A 17,885-nucleotide genomic window follows, 5' to 3' on the forward strand; every position below is an offset into this window, starting at 1 on the left:
GGTTCCGCACGAACGTACAGTTGGGGCCCCGAAATCGGCGATTCCTGGGCCCCAACTGTCCGTTCGCGCTTCCGGGCTACTTTTCCATCTCCGCCAGGCGCAGTTCGAGGATGCGACGAAGCAGATCCTCGGGTACGGGATTCGCCGCGCTGAACCTCAGCGTTCCGGGCGACCAGGAAAAGCCGTCCAGTTCGTCCGCCAAACGGGGCAGCACCCTCCCGCTGTATGGGTACAGGGCCAGGTGCTTCTTGGTTTCGAGGACACTGAGGAATCCCTTGCCGTTCAAGAGCAGCGCGGGCATCCCGTAGCTGGTGCCTTCCTCGACGTCGGGCGCCAGTTCGCGCGCGATCGCGACAACGCGTTCCAGCACGTCCCTGTTGGGTGCGCTCAGGTTCCGGAGATAGTCCGTGACGGTTCCCATAGGGACATGGTGCGCCTTCGGATTTCGCCGCGTCCACAGCCCTGTGTCCGCAGTTACCGGTCCGCAGTTACCGGTCCACGCGCGAACGTACAGTTAGGGCCCCGAAATCCGCGATTCCGGGGCCCCAACTGTACGTTCGCGCTCCAAGAAGGACGGGAGTTAGCGGGTGAGTTTGGCCGAGTCGGGGTGCTCGTCGCCGATGTGGCCGGGTGCGTTGGCTGCGAGGACGCGCTGCACGAACGCGCTGTACTCCTCCATGTAGTGGCGCAGCAGCTCCGCGGTCTGGGGATCGGAGACCGTGCCGTCCTGGCCGAAGCTGTCCGCGTTGAACTTGATGTAGGCCTCGGGCGCGTTCAGCTGCGGGGCGTCCAGGAAGCTGAGCACGCTCCGCATGGAGGACTGCATGACGGCGGTGCCGATGCTTCCGGGGGAGGTACCGATGATGCCTGTCGGCTTGCGGGCGAAGGAGTTGGTGCCCCACGGCCGGGAACCCCAGTCGATGGCATTCTTCAGTGCGCCGGGGATGGAGCGGTTGTATTCCGGGGAGATGAACAGAATGCCGTCCGAGTCGGCTACGGCGTCCTTGAAGGCGCGGCCGGCGGGCGGGTAGTCGGCGTCGTAGTCCGGGCTGTAGAGTGGCAGGTCCTTGATGGGGATTTCGGTGAATTCGAGTTCCTCCGGGGCCAGTTTGATGAGCGCCTTGGAGAGGGTCCTGTTGATGGAATTGCTGGCGAGGCTGCCCACGAGGTAGCCGATCTTGAACGTTGCCATGGCTGCATTCCTTTCCGACGGGGCGGCCGGAACCGGCTTCATCGACGGTGTGGCGGACTGGATTCCCCCAGCCCCTAGTGAGCCTAACGGGGGTGCTGCCGGAAGGGAACGGCCAAACCTGGAGCGCGAACGTACAGATGTGGCCCGGAAAACGGCGTTTTGGGGGTCTCAAGTGTACGTTCGCGATTGAAGGACCCTCCCGCCCGCGCCCGCAGAGGGGTTAGGCTCGTGCCAACCACGGTCGAAGGAGAGGTGGCGGGTGAAAGCAGGCATTGCACGCGAACGCCGGGAGGGCGAGCGGAGGGTGGCGGCCACGCCGGAAACCGTCAAGCAACTGGCGGGCCTCGGCCTTGAGGTGCTCCTCGAAAGCGGGGCCGGCCTCGAGTCCGGCCATCCGGACGAGGCCTACAAGGAAGCCGGCGCCTGGATCGTCAGGGAGCTGGACCTCGGAACCGTCGACCTCCTCCTCCACGTCCGCCCCCTGGACCCCGACATGGCCAAGTCCCTCAAGCAGGGCGCGGTGACCGTGGGGCTGGCCTCGCCGTCGTCGGAACTTCCCACAGTGCGGGCGCTCGCAGATGCGGGCGTCACTTCCTTCGCGCTGGAACTAGTGCCGCGCATCTCGCGGGCCCAGTCCATGGACGCGCTCACCTCGCAGGCGCTCGTGGCCGGGTACCGCTGCGTGCTCGAAGCGGCGATGCGGCTGCCGCGCTTCTTCCCGCTCTACATGACCGCCGCCGGCACCATCCCGCCGGCCCGGGTGCTGGTGCTGGGCGCCGGCGTCGCGGGCCTGCAGGCCATAGGCACCGCCAAGCGGCTGGGCGCCCGCGTCTCCGCCAACGACATCCGGCCCGCCTCCGCGGACGAGGTCGCCTCGATGGGCGGCACCTTCATCAGGCTCGACGTCGAAACGGCCGAGGCGTCAGGCGGCTACGCCCGCGAACTCACCGCGGACCGCGGCGCCCTGCAGCGCGAACTGCTCGCCCCGCACGTGGCCCAGGCCGATGTGCTCATCACGACGGCGGCCGTCCCCGGACGCCGCGCCCCGCTGCTGGTGACGCTCCCGATGGTCCAGGCCATGCGGCCGGGCTCGGTAGTGGTGGACCTCGCGGCGGAATCCGGGGGCAACGTGGAGGGCGTGGTGGCCGGGGAGGACACGGTGGTGCCGACGGCGGACGGCCTCGGAACCGTGACCTTGGTGGGCATGAAGGACGCCGCCTCCGCCCTGCCCGCCGACGCTTCCCGGCTGTACGCGAAGAATGTGGCCAACCTGGTGGAGCTGCTGGTCAAGGACGGCGCGTTCGCGCCGGACTGGGAGGACGCCGTGGTGGCCGGAAGCTGCCTGACACACGACGGCGGCGTGCGGCACGGGCCGACGGCCGAGGCTGTGGCGGCGCTCGCCCCGGCCGACTCCGCGCCCGCCGAGACCGCTAGGGAAGGGGCGAACTGATGGACGGCATGAGCCTCCTGACGGTCACCGTGCTGGCGGTGTTCGTGGGCTTCGAGGTGGTTTCCAAGGTCTCCAGCACCCTGCATACCCCGCTGATGTCCGGGGCCAACGCGATCCACGGCATCATCCTGGTGGGCGCCATCATCGTGGCCGGGCAGGCACACGAGCCGCTGGTGCTCGCCGTGGCGCTGCTCGCCGTCGTGCTCGCCACCGCCAACCTGGTGGGCGGCTTCGTGGTGACCGACCGCATGCTCGAAATGTTCCGCGGCCGGAAACCCGGCGGCCGGAAACCCGTTCCCGGCCCGGACCGGGCCAAGGACAAGGAGGACGCACGATGACCCTCCTCAGTCCCGTCTGGACGGCCCTGCTCTACCTCGCTGCCGCCGTCTGCTTCATCCTCGCGCTCAAGGGCCTGAACTCCCCGCGCACCGCCCGGCAGGGCAACCTGGTGGGAGCATTCGGCGCGGTGGTCGCCGTCGTCGCGGTCTTCCTGTCCGTGCAACTCGACAACGTCCCCTGGATCGTCGGCTCGATCGCTGTGGGTTCGGCGGTGGCGGCGCCCGTGGCCCGGCGGGTGAAGATGACCCAGATGCCCCAGCTCGTGGCGTTGTTCAACGGCGTGGGCGGCGGGGCCGCGGCCCTGGTGGCTCTGCTGGAACTGACGCACAGCGACGACGGCTGGATGCGGGTGGCAGTGGTGTTCACGTTGCTCGTGGGAGCCGTGTCCTTCGCGGGCTCGGCCATCACGTTCGCCAAACTGCAGGAACTCATGACCACCCGGCCCGTGGTGTTCCCGGGGCTGCCGGTCGTCATGGCGCTGGTGCTGCTTGCGGCGGTGGGGACCGGCGTCGGCGTGGTGTTCAGCGGTTCCCAGGCGCTCGCCGTCGGGCTGTTGCTGCTGGGCCTGGTGGTCGGGGTGCTGCTGGTCCTGCCGGTGGGCGGCGCGGACGTGCCGATCGTCATTTCGCTGCTGAACGCCTTCACCGGCCTGGCCGTGGCGGCCTCGGGGCTGGTGCTCGGCAACGTGCTGCTGCTGGTGGCCGGCACCCTGGTGGGCGCCTCGGGCACCATCCTCACCCGGGCCATGGCGGCGGCGATGGGCCGCAGCGTGGCGGGCATCCTGTTCGGCGCCTTCCGCGGAGGCTCGACGGCGGGTTCCACCGCCGTGAGCGAACGCCCCGTCCGCTCGTCCAGCGCGGAGGACGTGGCCGTGCTGCTTGGTTACGCCCAGCGGGTGATCATCGTTCCCGGCTACGGACTGGCCGTGGCGCAGGGCCAGCACACCGCCGCCGAACTGGCGCAGGCGCTCGAGGAACGCGGCGTGGACGTCGATTTCGCCATCCATCCCGTGGCCGGCCGTATGCCGGGGCACATGAACGTGTTGCTGGCCGAAGCCAACGTGCCCTACGAATCGCTCAAGGAAATGAGCGAAATCAACTCCGAGTTCAAAACTGCGGATGTCGCCCTCGTGGTGGGCGCGAACGACGTGGTGAACCCGGCGGCGAAGACCACCGCCGGCTCGCCGATCTACGGCATGCCGATCCTGGAGGTCGCCGACGCCCGGCAGGTGGTGTTCCTCAAGCGCTCCATGCGGCCGGGCTTCGCGGGGATCGAGAACGACCTCATGTACGAACCGCAGACCACGCTGCTGTTCGGCGACGCCAAGGAATCCCTGACCAAGGTGCTGGGGGCGGTCAAGGGGCTGTAGGACTCTAAGCAACGGGGTGCGCAAATGACTGTGAAACTCAACAAGAAGGCTTTCGACCACGCAAAGAAGCTGATCCGGGACGGGAAGATCGTCAAGGACGTCCGGGACGACTGGAGCGAACACGCCCCGTCCAGCGACGATGAAAACGCGTTCCTGGAAAAGCACGGATACGGGGACTATTCCGAGTGGTATCTCGGCGTGGACGATGACCATCCGGCCGATCAAAAAGGGCATTACAAATTCCCCTACGGCGACTTCAAGAAGATCCACCGCTGCGCCGTGATCTCCGCCGAAAGCCGCGCGGCCCAGTACGACCACGACGACATCCGCGAGGCGCTGGGACAGATACTCGAACGCATCGACGCCGACTGAGGGTGCCTATGCTGGGGGAATGACTTCCAGCCCCTCCGCCCAGGAAACCCGCCAGGAACAGGCCTACTACGGCGACACCTACCTCTTCGAAACCGAAGCCACCGTGGTGGCGTCCGGAACGGATGACCACGGTGCGTGGGCCGCGGTGAGCCCCAACATCTTCCACCCGAAGGGCGGCGGCCAGCCCTCCGACGAGGGCACCCTGAACGGCGCGCCGGTGGTTCCTTCGCGCACTGAGGACGGCCTGGTTGTCCTGTCCGGCGGCGCGGAACTTGCCCCGCTGGAGCCGGGCACCGCCGTCGACTGCGCCATCGACGCGGACCTCCGCAAGCGGCATGCCGCGCTGCACACCGCCGGCCACGTGCTTGGCCACCTGGGCGAGGCCCGCGGCTGGACCAGCACCGGCCACAGCCACTACCCGGGTCAGGCGCGCCTGGACTTCTCGCCCGAGGGACTCGAGGTGGGGCTCGCTACCCCGGAACAGCGTGAGCAGGTCCGCGCCGAACTGCAGGAAGCGTTCGACGCCGTGCTGGCCCGTGGCGGTTCCGTCACCGCCGCCACGGACGACGCAGGCCACCGCACGGTCACCATCGAAGGCGTCAACAGCGAACCGTGCGGCGGTACCCACGTGGCCCGCCTGTCCGATCTGCGCGATGTCCGCGTGCTGGAACTGAAGATCAAGCGCGGCGCCCTCAAGGTCCGCTACGAAGCCGAGCACGCCTAGAGCGCGGCGGCGCTAAGGCGCGTCGGTGCTAGTGCCGGGCGGCCTGCTCGACGGCGGCGAGGTGTTCGGGGTGGACGGCTGACACGCGCGCCCGGTAGTCAGGGTGCTTGCGCAGCCACACTTTGACGTACGGGCAGACCGGAACGACGGCGACACCGGCCGCGAGAGTATCGTCCAAGGCCTCCTGCACGAGCCGGGCGGCGAGGCCCCCCGGCGTGCGACGTGCCGATTGCAGGGGCGTTTAGTTGGCGGACAAGACGAACGCGGCGTCGATATTGATGGTCACCTTGTCACCGACGAGCACGCCGCCGGCTTCCAAGGCCGCGTTCCAGGTGATGCCGAACTGCTTGCGGGAAATCACGGTGGTGGCGGAGAAGCCTGCGCGGGTCGCGCCAAAGGGGTCCACGGCAGCGCCGCCGAATTCCACATCGAACTCCACCGGCAGGGTGGTCTCCTTGATCGTCAGCTCGCCGGCCAGCTTGAACTGCTCCGCTGAGCCCAGGGCGCCCGTGGAACGGAAGGTCATCCGGGGGAATTGCTCAACATCAAAGAAGTCCGCGCCCTTGACGTGGGCATCGCGGTTGTTGTCCCCGGAATCGAAGGAAGCTGTGTTGATCGTAGCGCTGACCGAGGACGAGTCCAGGTGGCTGCCGATCACAAGGGCGGCGTCGGCTTCGGCGAACTGGCCGCGGACCTTGCTGATGCCGGCGTGGCGGACCGTGAAGCCGATCTCCGTGTGGGACAGGTCGAGGTTCCAGGTGCCGGGGGTGAGTTCAACTGACATTTTCATTCTCCTTAGGAAGTTGGCGGCCGATCCGCCGATATATGCATTTGCATATACTTTCGCTTGTTTTGCTTGAACTGTCAACTGTGTCGCTGGCCACATGGCTGTTTCCACTTCCGCGTGCTGCGGCCTTAGGCTCGGACCCATGAGCGCACCGGACACCGCACACGACTGGCAACCCCTCTGGGATCGGCTCAACGACGGCGACGGGACTCCGCCCGCCGGCGTCCTGATGACCGCCCCGCCGGGCGACGTCAACGGCGCCCCCGCTCTGGAGTCCGAGTTCGGCGTGTTGGAGGCGCCGCTGGAGGATTACGACGTCGTGGAGCTGGTCCGCTTCGACCGCCCCGTGGCGCGTGGCCGGGTGGCGTTCGGCGAGGGTTTCGCAGTCCTGGGCCCGGTCCGGGCCGTGGACGACGACGAGGTCGCGCCGGACCACGAAGCCGTGGTGCTGGCCCGGCTGGCGGAAGAGGCCTTCGTCGAGGGCGCGGCCATCGTCTACGCGCCCGTGGATGCCGCCGCGGCCGAACGCTACGAGGCGCTGGGCTGGACCCGGGCCGGCGAGCTGGCCCCCTAGCATGCGGGCCGCCGTCGTCATCAACCCTTCGAAACCGGCCGCTCAGGGCATCCGCGCAGTCATCGCCCGGCTCGGCGGCGCCCACGGCTGGGACGAGCCGCTGTGGCTGGAAACCACGGCGGAGGACCCGGGCGCCGGGCAGGCACGGGAGGCGCTCGAGGCAGGGGTCGACGTCGTCATTGCGGTCGGTGGGGACGGCACCGTCCGCTGCGTGGCCGAAGTGCTGGCCGGGACGGAAACCCCGCTGGGGCTGGTCCCGCTGGGCACCGGCAACCTGCTGGCGCGGAACCTCGGCGTGGAGGTGGCGAACGTCGAGGGGGCGGTGAAGGCGGCGCTGCTGGGGCAGGAGCGTCGGATCGATGTGGTCCGTTCCGTGCGCGATGGCGGCAGCGAACAGACTTTCCTGGTGATGGCCGGGCTGGGTTTCGACGCGAGCGTCATGGCCAGCACCGACTCACGGCTCAAGGACAAGGTGGGCTGGCTTGCCTACGTGGACGCCGCCGTGCGGAACCTGCAGGGCAAGCCGGTCAAGGCGAAGATCAGCGTGGACGGCGAGCCTGTGGTGAGCCGACGGGTGCGCAGCGTGATGGTGGGCAACTGTGGCAGGATCCAAGGGGGCGTGGAGATTTTCCCCGGCGCGGCCGTGGACGACGGCATCCTCGACCTGATGGTGGTGGCGCCCGGGAAGCTGGGCTGGTTCGGCGTGGTCGCGGGCGTGATCGGCAGGGGCCGCAGCAAGGACCCCTCGGTGGAGTACTTCCGCGGCGCCTCGGTGGAGGTCAGCCTGGAGCATGCCGACGATTTCCAGCTCGACGGCGACCACGAAGGCAAGGGCTCCCGGCTCAGCGTGCGCGTGGATCCCGGGGCGCTGCTGGTCCGGATGTAGGCACGCGCGCTGATCAGTTGTTCTTGGTTGCCGCGAACAGGGCGCGGAGCGTGAAGAAGCAGCCGAGGGCGCCGAACAGCAGGGCCATCAGGAAGTCGCCGGCATAGCCCTTGACGAAGTCGGGGTTTGTCTGGAGGTTGTACGCCATGAGGTCCCACGGCTCCGGGTCCAGGGCCATGGCCAGCGGTGAGCCGCCGATGTAGGACACCGCGTCCAGCCACACGCCGCCGAGGAAGGCCAGCAGGGCCGTGGCCGCGGTGATGGACGCCACGATCCAGACACCCTTGCGGCTAAGCGTACCGCCTGTGCCCAGGACGTAGAGCCGGGCAGCCAACGCCGCGACGCCGAAGGTCACGAAAGAGGTCATCCAGCCGAAGTTCCAGATGATCATCCAGACGATGATTCCGAGCGGCAGGGCAGCCAGCGCGAAGATGGCTCCGCGGCCGACGTCTTCGCCCTGGTTCTGCAGCGGCCGGGGAAGCGGAGCCTGGGGGGTGGCTTCGGGGTGCCAGGCCGGGGCCCAACCGGCCGGCTGGCCGTTGCTTTCGGGGAGTCGCACGCCGTATTCGGGTGCGGACTTGCTGAAGTCGTTGTTTGTGGGCTGCGGCTCGTTGGGCGCAGCGGTGTTCTCGGACAAAATACCCCCAAAATTTCAATGTCCTGCGACGGATAGGCTCACATATTCGCACGGGACCGGCGCATTTGCCAGAGGACGGTTGGCGGGGTTTGCGGGGCTTGGCGGGCCCTCCTTGCCGTCCGCACTTGTCACGCTCCGCCGACGTTCCTCCCCGTTTGCTTTTGGCCGCACCCGCCCTGAGCCCCGGAAATCCGGGGTTTCCGGCGGAGATGGCCAGTGCAGTGGAAGCAGGCGGCGGAAGGCACCCCATTGCGTGCAGCACCACGTCCTCCACCGCGGCCAGGGGGAGGACCGGGTCCGCCTCGAACCGGACAGTACGGTGCCTGATGAAGCCGCCGCCGTGGCCGTGGTCACAGGCCAGATGGTGCTGCGGCGGTGAGTTGCGGAGCCACAGGCCGTAGTGCGCGGCAGCACTGGCGCAGCTGACCCTCGCGTTGTGCCTGACCGCCGCGACGAACTCCGGCTTTGCGTCGGGATGCAGGTGGATGCCCCTGCGGGGTTGGCGGATACCGGCCTTGGCAAGGCCTTTGATTTCCGAGCGGGTGAAGCCTGCGGAGAGCAGCTGTCCGGTGCGGGCCACGCCACCGAGCTGCACGAGGTAATCGCGAATGTCCATCCCTGCAGTCCACTGCCCGTTGCTACACCGTGGAACCGGGTTTCCGGGCTATGTGGACAAGCAAGGCCGACGTTCCTTCCCGCTTGCTTTCGACCACACCCATGCCGTGCCCCGGGATTCCGGGCTCTCCGGGTGCGCGGCGGCCAGGAAAGAGCGGGCAAGCGGGAGGGAGCGTCACTCCTGGAACGAGGCCGAAACGAAAACGGCCCGCTCCTCAAACCCACACTGTGGGCATGAGGAACGGGCCGTCGTTCTTCCCGGATGCCGCGTGCCGCACTCTGCATAGTGCGGCACGCAACAGGTTCAGCCCGGGCGCCGGGGTGTGACTCGGAAGTCAGTCAGCCAGCAACCGGCCCCACCTTGGGGCGAGCAAGGGGGCGCCGGCAAGCTTCAGGGAGTGCCACAGCGTCACGGCGACGGAGTCGAGCACAGGCACATCCGTGCGCGACTCCACCTCCGCCGTGATGTTGGCACCGTACAGGTTGGTGCAGAGGTAGATCAGGGCGTCGGGCTTCAACGCGGCCAGCTCCAGCGAACCCGGCAGCAGCTCCTCGTCGGTGACCCGGGCGAAGGACTCGTTGTCGCTCAGGTCCAGGTGCCGGTGGTCCACGGTCTTGATGCCCTCCCGCTCGTAGGATGCCACCACGGCCTCGTTCACGTCCGCCGTGTACGGGGTCAGCATGCCGATCCGCTCGGTCCCGAACTCGGAGAAGGCCGCCAGATACGCCAGCGTGGAGGTGGTGGCAGGGATGCCGGTGGCCTCGGTGATCTCGTGCACCAGTTCAAGGTCGTGGGCCGCCCCCAGCCAGGAGCCGGACGTCCCGTTCCAGGCGATGACATCCACGTCGGCGGTCGCGAGCAGCTCCGCGGCTGCACGCATGCCGGCGGCGTCGAACTGCTTGTCCGAGGAATCGTCCAGGGCGATCCGGGTGACGTTGATCCGGGTGAAGTGCAGGGTGACGTCCGTGCGGTCGCCGAGGATCCGGTAGCTTTGCGGCTCCAGGCAGGTGTTGGACGACGGCACGATCATGCCGATGCGGACAGGTCGGTTTTCGGAAGGCAAGGGGTAACTCCTAAACAGAAACGGCGGGGGAAGCGGCCAGGGCGTCGCGGTGCTCGGTGAACCCCTTGCGCGCCACGAAGCGGCCCACGGGGCCGGGATCATGGAAGCCCTCTCCGTCCAGCACCACGCGTCCGGCGGAGACGACGACGGCGGGCCAGCCGTTCAGCGTCTTCCCCTCGAACGGCGAGAAATCAGTTCCCATGTGCAGCGCGCCGCCGTCGACCGTGCGTTCCTCGGCGGGATCGAAGATCACGAGGTCGGCATCGAAGCCTTCGGCGATGGTGCCCTTGCGCGGCACGGCATTGATCCGGGCGGGGGCGGAGGAGAAGACCTCTACGAAGTCCTCCACGGAACCGCCGGACTCGGTGACCAAGGCGGTGAACGCCACGGGCATGCGGGTTTCGACGCCGGGCAGGCCGTGCGGCATGAAGCGGATGTCGTCCGTGCGCTCGCGCTTCTGCGAAAGGTCATAGCAGGAGTGGTCCGAGGAGACGGTGTGGATGGCGCCGGCCGCGAGGCGTTCCTTGAGGGCGGCCACGGTTTCGGGGCAGCGCATGGGCGGGCAGCAGGCGTACCATTCCGGGAATTCCGTGCCGTACACACTGTCGTCCAGGGTCAGGTAGTGCGGGCAGGTCTCCGAGTAGGCTTCCTGGCCGTCGGCGCGGGCCTCGGTGACCAGGTCCACGGCGCCGGCGGTGGATTGGTGCACGAAGTACACGGGCGCCCCGGTGTACTTGGCCATGGCCAGGGTTTCCTTGACGGAGACTTCCTCGGCCAGTTCGGGGCGGGTGCGGTGCAGGTGTTCGATGCCGATCAGCCCGTCCGCTGCGTGCTGCTCGGTGCAGTCGGCGATGATGGCGTCGTGCTCGGCATGGATGTAGGTGAGACCGTCCAGGCGGACCATCTCACGCATGACCTTCAGGATGGTGTCCCCGTCGGCCATCGTGGAGGTGCGGTTGGTGGTGTACATCTTGACAGAGCGCACACCCTCGGCGGCGAGTTGCTCCAGCTGCCACGGCACCGTTTCGTCCCAGCTGATCACGGAGCCGTGGAGGGCCACGTCGCACCGGGATTCGGCGGCCAGGCGCTTCTTATTGAGCACGGCATCCAGCGGGGTTTCCTGGGCGTCCCGCGGGATGCCGAAATCGATGATGGTGGTGGTGCCGCCCCAGAGGGCCGCGGTGGACGTGACGGCGAAGTCGTCCAGGGTGCGGAAGCGGCCGGTCACCTGGGCCACGTGGCAGTGGGCGTCGATGCCGCCGGGGATGACGAGCTTGCCCTGGGCATCGATGGTGCGTGCAGCTGCCGGGACGGGCTGGGAGGCCTCGATCAGCTCCGCGATGCGGCCGTCCTGCACCACGATGTGCGCGGCCTGGCGGCCGAAGCTGTTCACCACGGTGCCGTTGGCGATGACGAGTTCTGGGATGAGGGACATCGGTGTCCTCCTACTTCTGCGATACGGGAGCGGCGGCAGCGGCGGTGACATTCGCTTGTGCCGTGGCGAGGGCGGCGTCGAGGTTTGCGGACAGGCCGCTGCGCTTCTTGACCGGCGGCGGCGCGAACGCGCCCTGCCGGTGGAAGCCGGACTGCAGTTCCACCACTGCTTCGGTCATCCGGATGCCGGCGGAAATGCCGTCCACCACCGGGACGGGGATCTGTCCCTCAAGGTCGCGGGCAAGTCCGGCGAGCGGCGCGCCTGCCAGGATCACGACGTCGGCCCCGTCCTCTTCGACGGCCTGCCGGCTCAGTGCCAGGAGGGTGTCCTTGAAGTCGTGCTGCACGGAACCGATGCCGTGCAGGCTTTGCTTGATGGAGCGGATGGAGGCGAGGCGGCCGCCGAGTCCGAAGTGCTCAACGCAGTCCCGGTACCAGGCAGTGATGCGGTCCGAGATGGCGATGATCGAGAAGCGCTGGCCCTGCAGTGCCGCGGCGCAGAGCGCGGCTTCGGTGATGCCGATGACCGGAACATCCACGAGTTCCTTCAGCGCCGGCATGCCCGGATCGCCGAAGGCCGCCACCACGACGCCGTCCACGCGGCTGCCGTCGGAGGCTGCACTGCCTCCCGCGTATTCGGCGATCAACTCGGCGACGGCGCCGGCAGCGATGAGCGATTCAAAGCGGGTTTCGATGTACTCGACCCCGTGCGGGGCGGTGCGCACGATCAGCTCGGTGTCCGGGCCGGCGGAGCGCAGGGCTTCGGCCTCGATCAGCGCGGTGACGTCTTCGCTGATGTTGGGGTTGATGACCAGTAGTTTCATGTTCGTTTCCGTTGCAGGGTGAGTTCAGTGGCGGGGGAGTCTTCGGGGAACTGTTCGCGGTACTTGCCGATGTGCGACGCCGACTGGGCGGCCGCGCGATCCGGGTCGCCGCTGGCGATCGCGGCGTACAGCTCGCGGTGTTCCTGGATCAGTTCGGGGAGGTCGCTGACGTGGCGGAAGAGCCAGTGCATGCGGCCCTGGAGGGGCTCCAGCGCCGAACGGAGGAAGTTGTTGTTGGCGATGGCCGTGATGGCATCGTGGAATTCGCTGTTGGCCCGGTGCGCTTCGAGGATGGAGCCCTTGGCGAGGAAGCGTTCGGCCTCGTCCAGGAGCCCGGCCAGGCGGTTGAGGTCCTCTTCGGTGGCGCGGCTCGCTGCCAGCCGGCAGGCGAGCACCTCGAGGGATTCGCGGACGTCGAACAGGTCCTCCACGTCCTTGGCGCTCAGGCCCGCCACCTCGGAACCGCGCGAGGCGCGGTCCCGGATGAGGCCCTCCTGGCGGAGCATGCGCAGGGCTTCCCGGATGGGCAGGCGCGACACGTTGAATTCGGCCGCCAGGTCACGTTCCACCAGGCGGGTGCCGGGGGCGTAGTGGCCTTCGAAGATCCGTGTGCGGAGGGTGTCCCGCACGGCCTCGCGGAGGGGGCGGTCCGGGGCGGGGGTTTCTTCTGCTGCCAGCATCATTGCTCCATTCGTGGGGTTTTTAGCGACTTTACGTCCTCAGCGGTGTGCATCGCGGTTCAGTCCCGCACTGTATTGCTGGATGACGTGCTGCTGAATGACGGAGGGCTGAAGCGGCCGAACGCCTTTTCCAGGGCGACAGCCACCGCCAGCACTTCACGGTCGCGGTAGGGCCGGCCCACTACCTGGATCCCCACGGGCAGGCCCTCTTCGGACAATCCGCACGGCACCACGGCCACCGGGAAGCCCAGGATGCTGATGGCCCTGCAGCAGGAACCCAGCTCGGTCCACGGGATGTCCTTGCCTTCCACGGTGAAGCTTTCCTCCCGGGGATCCGAGGCCGGGACGCAGGCCACGGGGAGCAGCAGGATGTTGTGCTCCTCCATGGAGGCCAGCACCTCCGCGCGGATGGCATCCCGTTCCGCCGCGGCCTTGCGGTACTCCACCACGGTGGCAGGCGCTCCCAGCAGCCCGTGCAGGTGGGCGCCGAGTTCGTCCTCACGGCCGGCGGCGAGTTCCGCCACCTCGGGCATGCCTTCCGCAGTGCGCAGCGCCACGAAGGCGGCGGCGGCGCGCTCGAGGCCCGGCGGACGTCCGTGCGTCACCGGAACGCCAAGAGCCGCGAGGGCCTCCGCTGCCGAACGCAGCACCGACACGAGGTCCGCCCGCACGGGGTGGGTGCCTTCGTCCTCGAACCAAGCGGCGGCGAATCCGTCCAGGCTCTCGAGCGGCGCTCCGAGGGGGACCGGCACCGTGGAGGGGTCCACGCCGTCGGGCCCCGCAAGGATCCCGAGCAGCACGCCCAGGTCCTCGGCACTTCGGGCCAGCCACGCCACGCTGCCCAGGCGGTGCAGGGCGGACATCGAGTTCGGGGCCGGCAGGTTGCCGTCGGCCGACGGTACGTACGGCAGCAGGCCCGTTTCCGGGATGAGGCCGACCGTGGGGCGCAGGCTGGTGATGCCCGTGCAGTGCGCGGGCCAGCGGATGGACCCGCCGAAGTCCGTGCCCAGGCCGAAGGCGCTCATCCCGGAGGCGACGGCGGCGCTGTCGCCTCCGGTGGAACCGCCGGAGGTCAGCGTGGTGTCCCAGGGGTTCCAGGTCTCGCCGAAGAGCGGATTGCGGCTGTGGGTCTCCACCGCGAATTCCGAGCAGTTGGTCTTGCCGAGCAACACCGCACCTGCCTCCTGCAGGCGGCGCACCGCCGTCGCCGATTCCGCCGGGACGTAGTCGCCCAGGAGGGGACTTCCCGCCGTCGAGCGCAATCCCTTGACCGCCAGGGTGTCCTTCACTGTGAAGGGGACCCCGTGCAGGGGGCCGAGGAAGCGGCCCCCTGCTGCGGCGGCGTCGGCGGCCTCGGCTTCCTCACGCGCCCGCGGATTGGGGGTGACGACGGCGTTCAGGCCGGGATTGGCCTCGGCGATCCGGGCCTGGTGCAGTTCCAGGCATTCGACGGCGGTCAACCGGCGCTCCCGCAGCGCGGCGGCCCACCCGACCATGGACAGGCCGGTCAGCTCGCTTGCGGCAACCGCGGGGTCCGCGGAAGGCAGGGCGGTGTTGTTCATTGTCAGGACTTTCTATTGGGTGGCCGCGGGGGCCTTGTTGCCGGCGTCGGCCATGGCGATCTTGGAGGTCTCCTTGGCAATGTAGACGCAGTACACCATGAGCAGCAGGGTCGCTGAGAGGTAGCCGGCCACGGAGAACCCGGAGGTGGTGAGGGCGATCAGCCCGACGGCGATCAGCGGGGCGAAACCGCCGCCGAAGACGCCCGCCAGCTGGAAGCCCACGGCAGCACCGGTGTAGCGGACCTTGGTGGGGAACAGTTCGGGGATGAAGGAGGCAACGGGGGCGTACATCGCGGCGACGACCACCAGGCCGATGGCCGGGGCGATCAGCACCAGGAACGGCACCTTGGAGTCGAGCATCGCGATGAACAGGAAGCTGTAAATGATGCCGCCGATGGCGCCGCCGATCATTACCGGGCGGCGGCCGACCTTGTCCGAAAGCGCACCGAACAGCGGGATGGCGATCATCTGCGCGACGGCGGAAATCGTGGAGGCGGCCAGGGCCAGGCTCTTGGGGAGGCCGAGGTGTTCGGTGCCGTAGACCAGGACGAACAGGGCGAAGATGTAGAACGCGATGTCGCTGCCGATGCGGGCGCCGACGGCCACGGCCAGGGCCTTCTTGTAGTGCTTGAGGACGTAGAGGAGCGGGGCCTTGGTTTCGCCTTGCTTCTGTTCTTCGGCCTTCTTTTCCGCGGCTTCGAAGACGGGGGATTCGGCGAGCTTCATGCGGATGTAGAGGCCGATCGCCACCAGCAGGAAGCTGATCAGGAACGGGATGCGCCAGCCCCAGGCCATGAACGCGTCCTTGGCCAGGGTGGAAGTCATGAGCGTGAAGATGCCGGTGGCCAGCAGCAGGCCGGTGGGGGCGGCGCTCTGGACGAGGCTGCCGAAGAGGCCGCGGCGGCCGCTCTTGTCCGACTCGGTGACCATGAGGGCGGCGCCGCCCCATTCGCCGCCGATGCCGATGCCCTGCAGGAAGCGCAGGGAGACCAGCAGGATGGGGGCCCAGATGCCGACGTTCTGGTAGGTGGGCAGGAGGCCGACGCCGGCGCTCGCCAGGCCCATCAGGAGCAGGGTGGTGACCAGGACGTTCTTGCGGCCGATCTTGTCGCCGAAGTGGCCGAAGATGGCGGCGCCGAGCGGGCGGACCACGTAGCCCACGGCGTAGGTGGCCAGGGCCAGGAGCAGGCCGGTACCCGGATCGGAACCCGGGAAGAACAGGGCGGGGAAAACGATGGATGCTGCCGTGCTGTAGGCGAAGAAATCGTAGTACTCAAGGGTGGTCCCGACGAAGCTTGCTGCGACGACCCTCTTCATTGAGTTCCCGCCGCCCTTCTTCGTGGAGCCGGACTGCTTGGAGCCGGGCTGATTGGAACCGGGGACGGAACTGCGGGTCTGGGAATTGATCGACACTGGCCCTCCTGGGCGATGCGACTGGCTCAATGGATGAGCGTTTACTTGCAATAGGCGGCGGGCGAGGCGGTGGCTCTCGGTGCCCTTACATGTGCTTCCGGGTGAACGGTCCGGAGGCGTTCGCGGTGAGGAGGTCGTCCTCGAGGTGCCTGTTTGGGATCCCAAATATGACGGTAAGTTCCGGGGGCTTCGCTGTCAATGGGTTTGGGATCCCAAACTGTGCTGCAGTGCGGATTTCCGCAGGATTTGCCTGGTTGTTCAGTCCGCGCGGCTCAGACCGGGAGGCGCTTGCCGTAGTCGAGCGTCAGGACCGAGATGCCCATGATCACGGCGGACGCCACGAAGTAGAGCAGGGCCCAGGTGTAGCCGCCGGTGGCGCCCACAATGAAGCCGACCGCGATCGGGGTGACCATGCCGGCAATGTTGCCGCTGAGGTTCATGGCTCCACCCAGGATGCCGGCGTTGTTGCGGCCGCCGAGGGTTGCCGGAACGGCCCAGAAGAGGCCCACCCAGCGGAGGAAGAACAGCACCACCGAGAGCAGGACGACGGCGGTGATCGGGTCCGGGACCACGGTGACGCCCACCAGGCCGCCCACCACCACAACGCTGGAAATGCCGAGCAGGGTGCGCATGACCTTGTTGGCGGAAGCGCCGGATTCGCGCCACTTGTCGGCGATGGTTCCGCCGAGGATTTCGCCGATGAAGCCGGCGCCGAAGATCACGAAGGTGGACCAGCCGATGGTCTTCAGGTCGAAGTGCTTGGCCTGGGAGAGGTACAGCGGGCCCCAGGTGAGCAGGCCGTAGAACACGCCGTTGAAGCCGAGCCAGCCGAAGCACATGGCCCAGAAGGAGCGGAACTTCATGTAGGGGAGCAGGCCGCGGCGGGTGGTGGTTGCACCCTGGGACTGGGCAGCCTCGTCCTCGGCGCGGTGCGAGGCCTCGATGTAGTCGGCTTCGGCGTCGTTGACGGCCTTGTGTTCGCGGGGGTTGTCCCGGACGTACCACCAGATGGCCAGGCCGAGCAGCACGGTGAGGATGCCGGCAATGATGAAGGCCATCCGCCAGCCGCCGGCAGCAGAGATAAGCCAGGTGATGAGGATGCCGCCCACGCCGGCGCCCAGCGGTGCGCCGGCGTCGAGGATGGTTGCACCGCGGCCGCGCTCCTTGGAGTGCATCCAGAGGGCGTTCAGTTTGCCGCCGGCCGGCATGACGCCGGCTTCGGTCACGCCGATGGCCATGCGGGCAATGAACATGCTCACGAAGCCGCCGGCCATGCCGGAAGTCGCCGTGGCGGCGCCCCAGCCGATGCAGGAGGCCGTGACCACCTTGCGGGGGCCGAAGCGGTCGATCAGCCAGCCGACGGGGACCTGCATGAGTGCGTAAGTCCAGAAGAAGGCGGAAAGCAGCAGGCCGACCATCTCCGGGCCGAGGTTGAATTCCTTCTGGATGATGGGCAGCGCCACCGAGATGGAGCCGCGGTCGATGTAGTTGACGGACACCAGGACCAGAAGCAGGAGGAAGAGCTTCCAGCGGACGTTGGTGCGGCGCTTGCCGGCAACACTGCCCGCTTGCGGACGCTCGGCTTCCGTGGTGGTTTGGGAATTATGGAGAGACACGCTTCTCCTTAGTTTGGGGGGACTGAATGCGGAGGAGTTCTTGGGGATTCGCGTTCGCGGTTCGGCGGGCGGTTCGGTTTGCCGGAGGTTCGGCGGCAAGCTGCTCGTTCTGCCGGTGGGGGATCCGTAACAAGATTGTCGTTTTGGGATCCCGCGTTGGGATCCCAAAACAAAACTAAGTGTGAGGTGCCCCACTGTCAAGGGTTTTCTGTGTGCTGCCTCACGCAACCAAATGTGACCGGCCGGCCGTCCGCCGTCCTACCAGGCCCAAGGCGCGCCGCGTTCCCTCCCGGTTGCTTTCCGGTTCACCGTTTCCTCGCCGCGGAATTCCACGGGTTTTCGCGGCG

Annotated in this window: 20 protein-coding genes; 8 read left to right on the top strand and 12 right to left on the bottom strand. The window is 67.9% G+C overall.

Annotation, left to right across the window (positions count from 1 at the left end; all coding sequences use genetic code 11):
* Positions 1 to 76 precede the first annotated feature (76 nt).
* A complete protein-coding gene (locus ACNQPB_RS04970; protein ID WP_498749593.1) occupies positions 77 to 421 on the bottom strand; it encodes an iron chaperone in 345 nt (114 codons plus the stop codon).
* Between the two features lie 159 nt (positions 422 to 580).
* Positions 581 to 1,192 carry an NADPH-dependent FMN reductase gene (locus ACNQPB_RS04975; protein WP_498749594.1) on the bottom strand — a complete coding sequence of 204 codons (612 nt, stop codon included), beginning with the start codon at positions 1,190 to 1,192 and terminating at the stop codon, positions 581 to 583.
* Positions 1,193 to 1,451: 259 nt separating this feature from the next.
* Here ACNQPB_RS04975 and ACNQPB_RS04980 point away from each other — a divergent pair, with 259 nt between their 5' ends.
* From ACNQPB_RS04980 to ACNQPB_RS05000, 5 genes are read left to right on the top strand one after another with little or no spacing between them, the layout of a single operon-like run.
* The gene (locus tag ACNQPB_RS04980) at positions 1,452 to 2,642 is read left to right on the top strand and encodes a Re/Si-specific NAD(P)(+) transhydrogenase subunit alpha (RefSeq protein ID WP_498749596.1); all 1,191 of its coding nucleotides are present in this window, start codon (positions 1,452 to 1,454) and stop codon (positions 2,640 to 2,642) included.
* Positions 2,642 to 2,980, top strand: coding sequence for an NAD(P) transhydrogenase subunit alpha part 2 (locus ACNQPB_RS04985; RefSeq protein ID WP_498749597.1), 339 nt, complete (start codon positions 2,642 to 2,644; stop codon positions 2,978 to 2,980). The genes ACNQPB_RS04980 and ACNQPB_RS04985 overlap by 1 nt, the downstream gene beginning before the upstream one ends.
* Positions 2,977 to 4,350 (top strand): NAD(P)(+) transhydrogenase (Re/Si-specific) subunit beta, encoded by a 1,374-nt coding sequence (locus tag ACNQPB_RS04990; RefSeq protein ID WP_498749599.1) that lies wholly within the window; start codon positions 2,977 to 2,979, stop codon positions 4,348 to 4,350. The genes ACNQPB_RS04985 and ACNQPB_RS04990 overlap by 4 nt, the downstream gene beginning before the upstream one ends.
* Positions 4,351 to 4,374: 24 nt before the next feature.
* Complete coding sequence (locus tag ACNQPB_RS04995) at positions 4,375 to 4,722, top strand: hypothetical protein (RefSeq protein WP_498749600.1); 348 nt, start codon at positions 4,375 to 4,377, stop codon at positions 4,720 to 4,722.
* Positions 4,723 to 4,741: 19 nt separating this feature from the next.
* A complete protein-coding gene (locus ACNQPB_RS05000) occupies positions 4,742 to 5,446 on the top strand; it encodes an alanyl-tRNA editing protein (RefSeq protein WP_498749601.1) in 705 nt (234 codons plus the stop codon).
* Positions 5,447 to 5,474: 28 nt separating this feature from the next.
* Here the strand turns inward: ACNQPB_RS05000 and ACNQPB_RS05005 are convergent, their stop codons facing one another.
* Entirely contained in the window at positions 5,475 to 5,681 is a 207-nt protein-coding gene (locus ACNQPB_RS05005) for an N-acetyltransferase (protein ID WP_498749955.1), read from the bottom strand.
* Positions 5,682 to 5,687: 6 nt separating this feature from the next.
* Positions 5,688 to 6,236: a YceI family protein gene (locus tag ACNQPB_RS05010; RefSeq protein WP_498749603.1), complete on the bottom strand. Its 549-nt coding sequence runs from the start codon at positions 6,234 to 6,236 to the stop codon at positions 5,688 to 5,690.
* A 139-nt stretch (positions 6,237 to 6,375) separates the two neighbouring features.
* On the opposite strand from ACNQPB_RS05010, the gene ACNQPB_RS05015 reads away from it, so the two are divergent.
* Together ACNQPB_RS05015 and ACNQPB_RS05020 are read left to right on the top strand one after the other, a co-directional pair.
* Positions 6,376 to 6,807 (top strand): hypothetical protein, encoded by a 432-nt coding sequence (locus ACNQPB_RS05015; protein WP_498749604.1) that lies wholly within the window; start codon positions 6,376 to 6,378, stop codon positions 6,805 to 6,807.
* Between the two features lies 1 nt (position 6,808).
* Complete coding sequence (locus tag ACNQPB_RS05020; protein WP_498749605.1) at positions 6,809 to 7,693, top strand: diacylglycerol/lipid kinase family protein; 885 nt, start codon at positions 6,809 to 6,811, stop codon at positions 7,691 to 7,693.
* 13 nt (positions 7,694 to 7,706) lie between these two features.
* Here ACNQPB_RS05020 and ACNQPB_RS05025 read toward each other — a convergent pair whose 3' ends face one another.
* Entirely contained in the window at positions 7,707 to 8,330 is a 624-nt protein-coding gene (locus tag ACNQPB_RS05025) for a hypothetical protein (RefSeq protein ID WP_498749606.1), read from the bottom strand.
* Positions 8,331 to 8,583: 253 nt separating this feature from the next.
* On the opposite strand from ACNQPB_RS05025, the gene ACNQPB_RS05030 reads away from it, so the two are divergent.
* Positions 8,584 to 8,709, top strand: coding sequence for a hypothetical protein (locus ACNQPB_RS05030; RefSeq protein ID WP_498749607.1), 126 nt, complete (start codon positions 8,584 to 8,586; stop codon positions 8,707 to 8,709).
* A 571-nt stretch (positions 8,710 to 9,280) separates the two neighbouring features.
* Here the strand turns inward: ACNQPB_RS05030 and ACNQPB_RS05035 are convergent.
* The 7 genes from ACNQPB_RS05035 to ACNQPB_RS05065 all read right to left on the bottom strand — a co-directional run bounded on the left by ACNQPB_RS05035 (position 9,281) and on the right by ACNQPB_RS05065 (position 17,538).
* Positions 9,281 to 10,009 carry a maleate cis-trans isomerase family protein gene (locus ACNQPB_RS05035; protein WP_498749609.1) on the bottom strand — a complete coding sequence of 243 codons (729 nt, stop codon included), beginning with the start codon at positions 10,007 to 10,009 and terminating at the stop codon, positions 9,281 to 9,283.
* 10 nt (positions 10,010 to 10,019) lie between these two features.
* Positions 10,020 to 11,444 (bottom strand): amidohydrolase family protein, encoded by a 1,425-nt coding sequence (locus ACNQPB_RS05040; protein ID WP_498749610.1) that lies wholly within the window; start codon positions 11,442 to 11,444, stop codon positions 10,020 to 10,022.
* A gap of 10 nt (positions 11,445 to 11,454) precedes the next feature.
* On the bottom strand, positions 11,455 to 12,267 hold the full coding sequence (locus tag ACNQPB_RS05045; protein WP_498749611.1) for an aspartate/glutamate racemase family protein: 813 nt from the start codon (positions 12,265 to 12,267) through the stop codon (positions 11,455 to 11,457).
* Positions 12,264 to 12,950 carry a GntR family transcriptional regulator gene (locus ACNQPB_RS05050; protein WP_498749613.1) on the bottom strand — a complete coding sequence of 229 codons (687 nt, stop codon included), beginning with the start codon at positions 12,948 to 12,950 and terminating at the stop codon, positions 12,264 to 12,266. The genes ACNQPB_RS05045 and ACNQPB_RS05050 overlap by 4 nt, the downstream gene beginning before the upstream one ends.
* Before the next feature lie 56 nt (positions 12,951 to 13,006).
* Positions 13,007 to 14,509 carry an amidase gene (locus ACNQPB_RS05055; protein WP_498749614.1) on the bottom strand — a complete coding sequence of 501 codons (1,503 nt, stop codon included), beginning with the start codon at positions 14,507 to 14,509 and terminating at the stop codon, positions 13,007 to 13,009.
* Between the two features lie 12 nt (positions 14,510 to 14,521).
* A complete protein-coding gene (locus ACNQPB_RS05060; RefSeq protein WP_498749616.1) occupies positions 14,522 to 15,922 on the bottom strand; it encodes an MFS transporter in 1,401 nt (466 codons plus the stop codon).
* Between the two features lie 272 nt (positions 15,923 to 16,194).
* The gene (locus ACNQPB_RS05065) at positions 16,195 to 17,538 is read right to left on the bottom strand and encodes an MFS transporter (protein ID WP_498749618.1); all 1,344 of its coding nucleotides are present in this window, start codon (positions 17,536 to 17,538) and stop codon (positions 16,195 to 16,197) included.
* Between the last annotated feature and the right edge of the window lie 347 nt (positions 17,539 to 17,885).

This window comes from Curtobacterium sp. LFS079 (assembly GCF_047977865.1).
Lineage (GTDB): Bacteria > Actinomycetota > Actinomycetes > Actinomycetales > Micrococcaceae > Arthrobacter.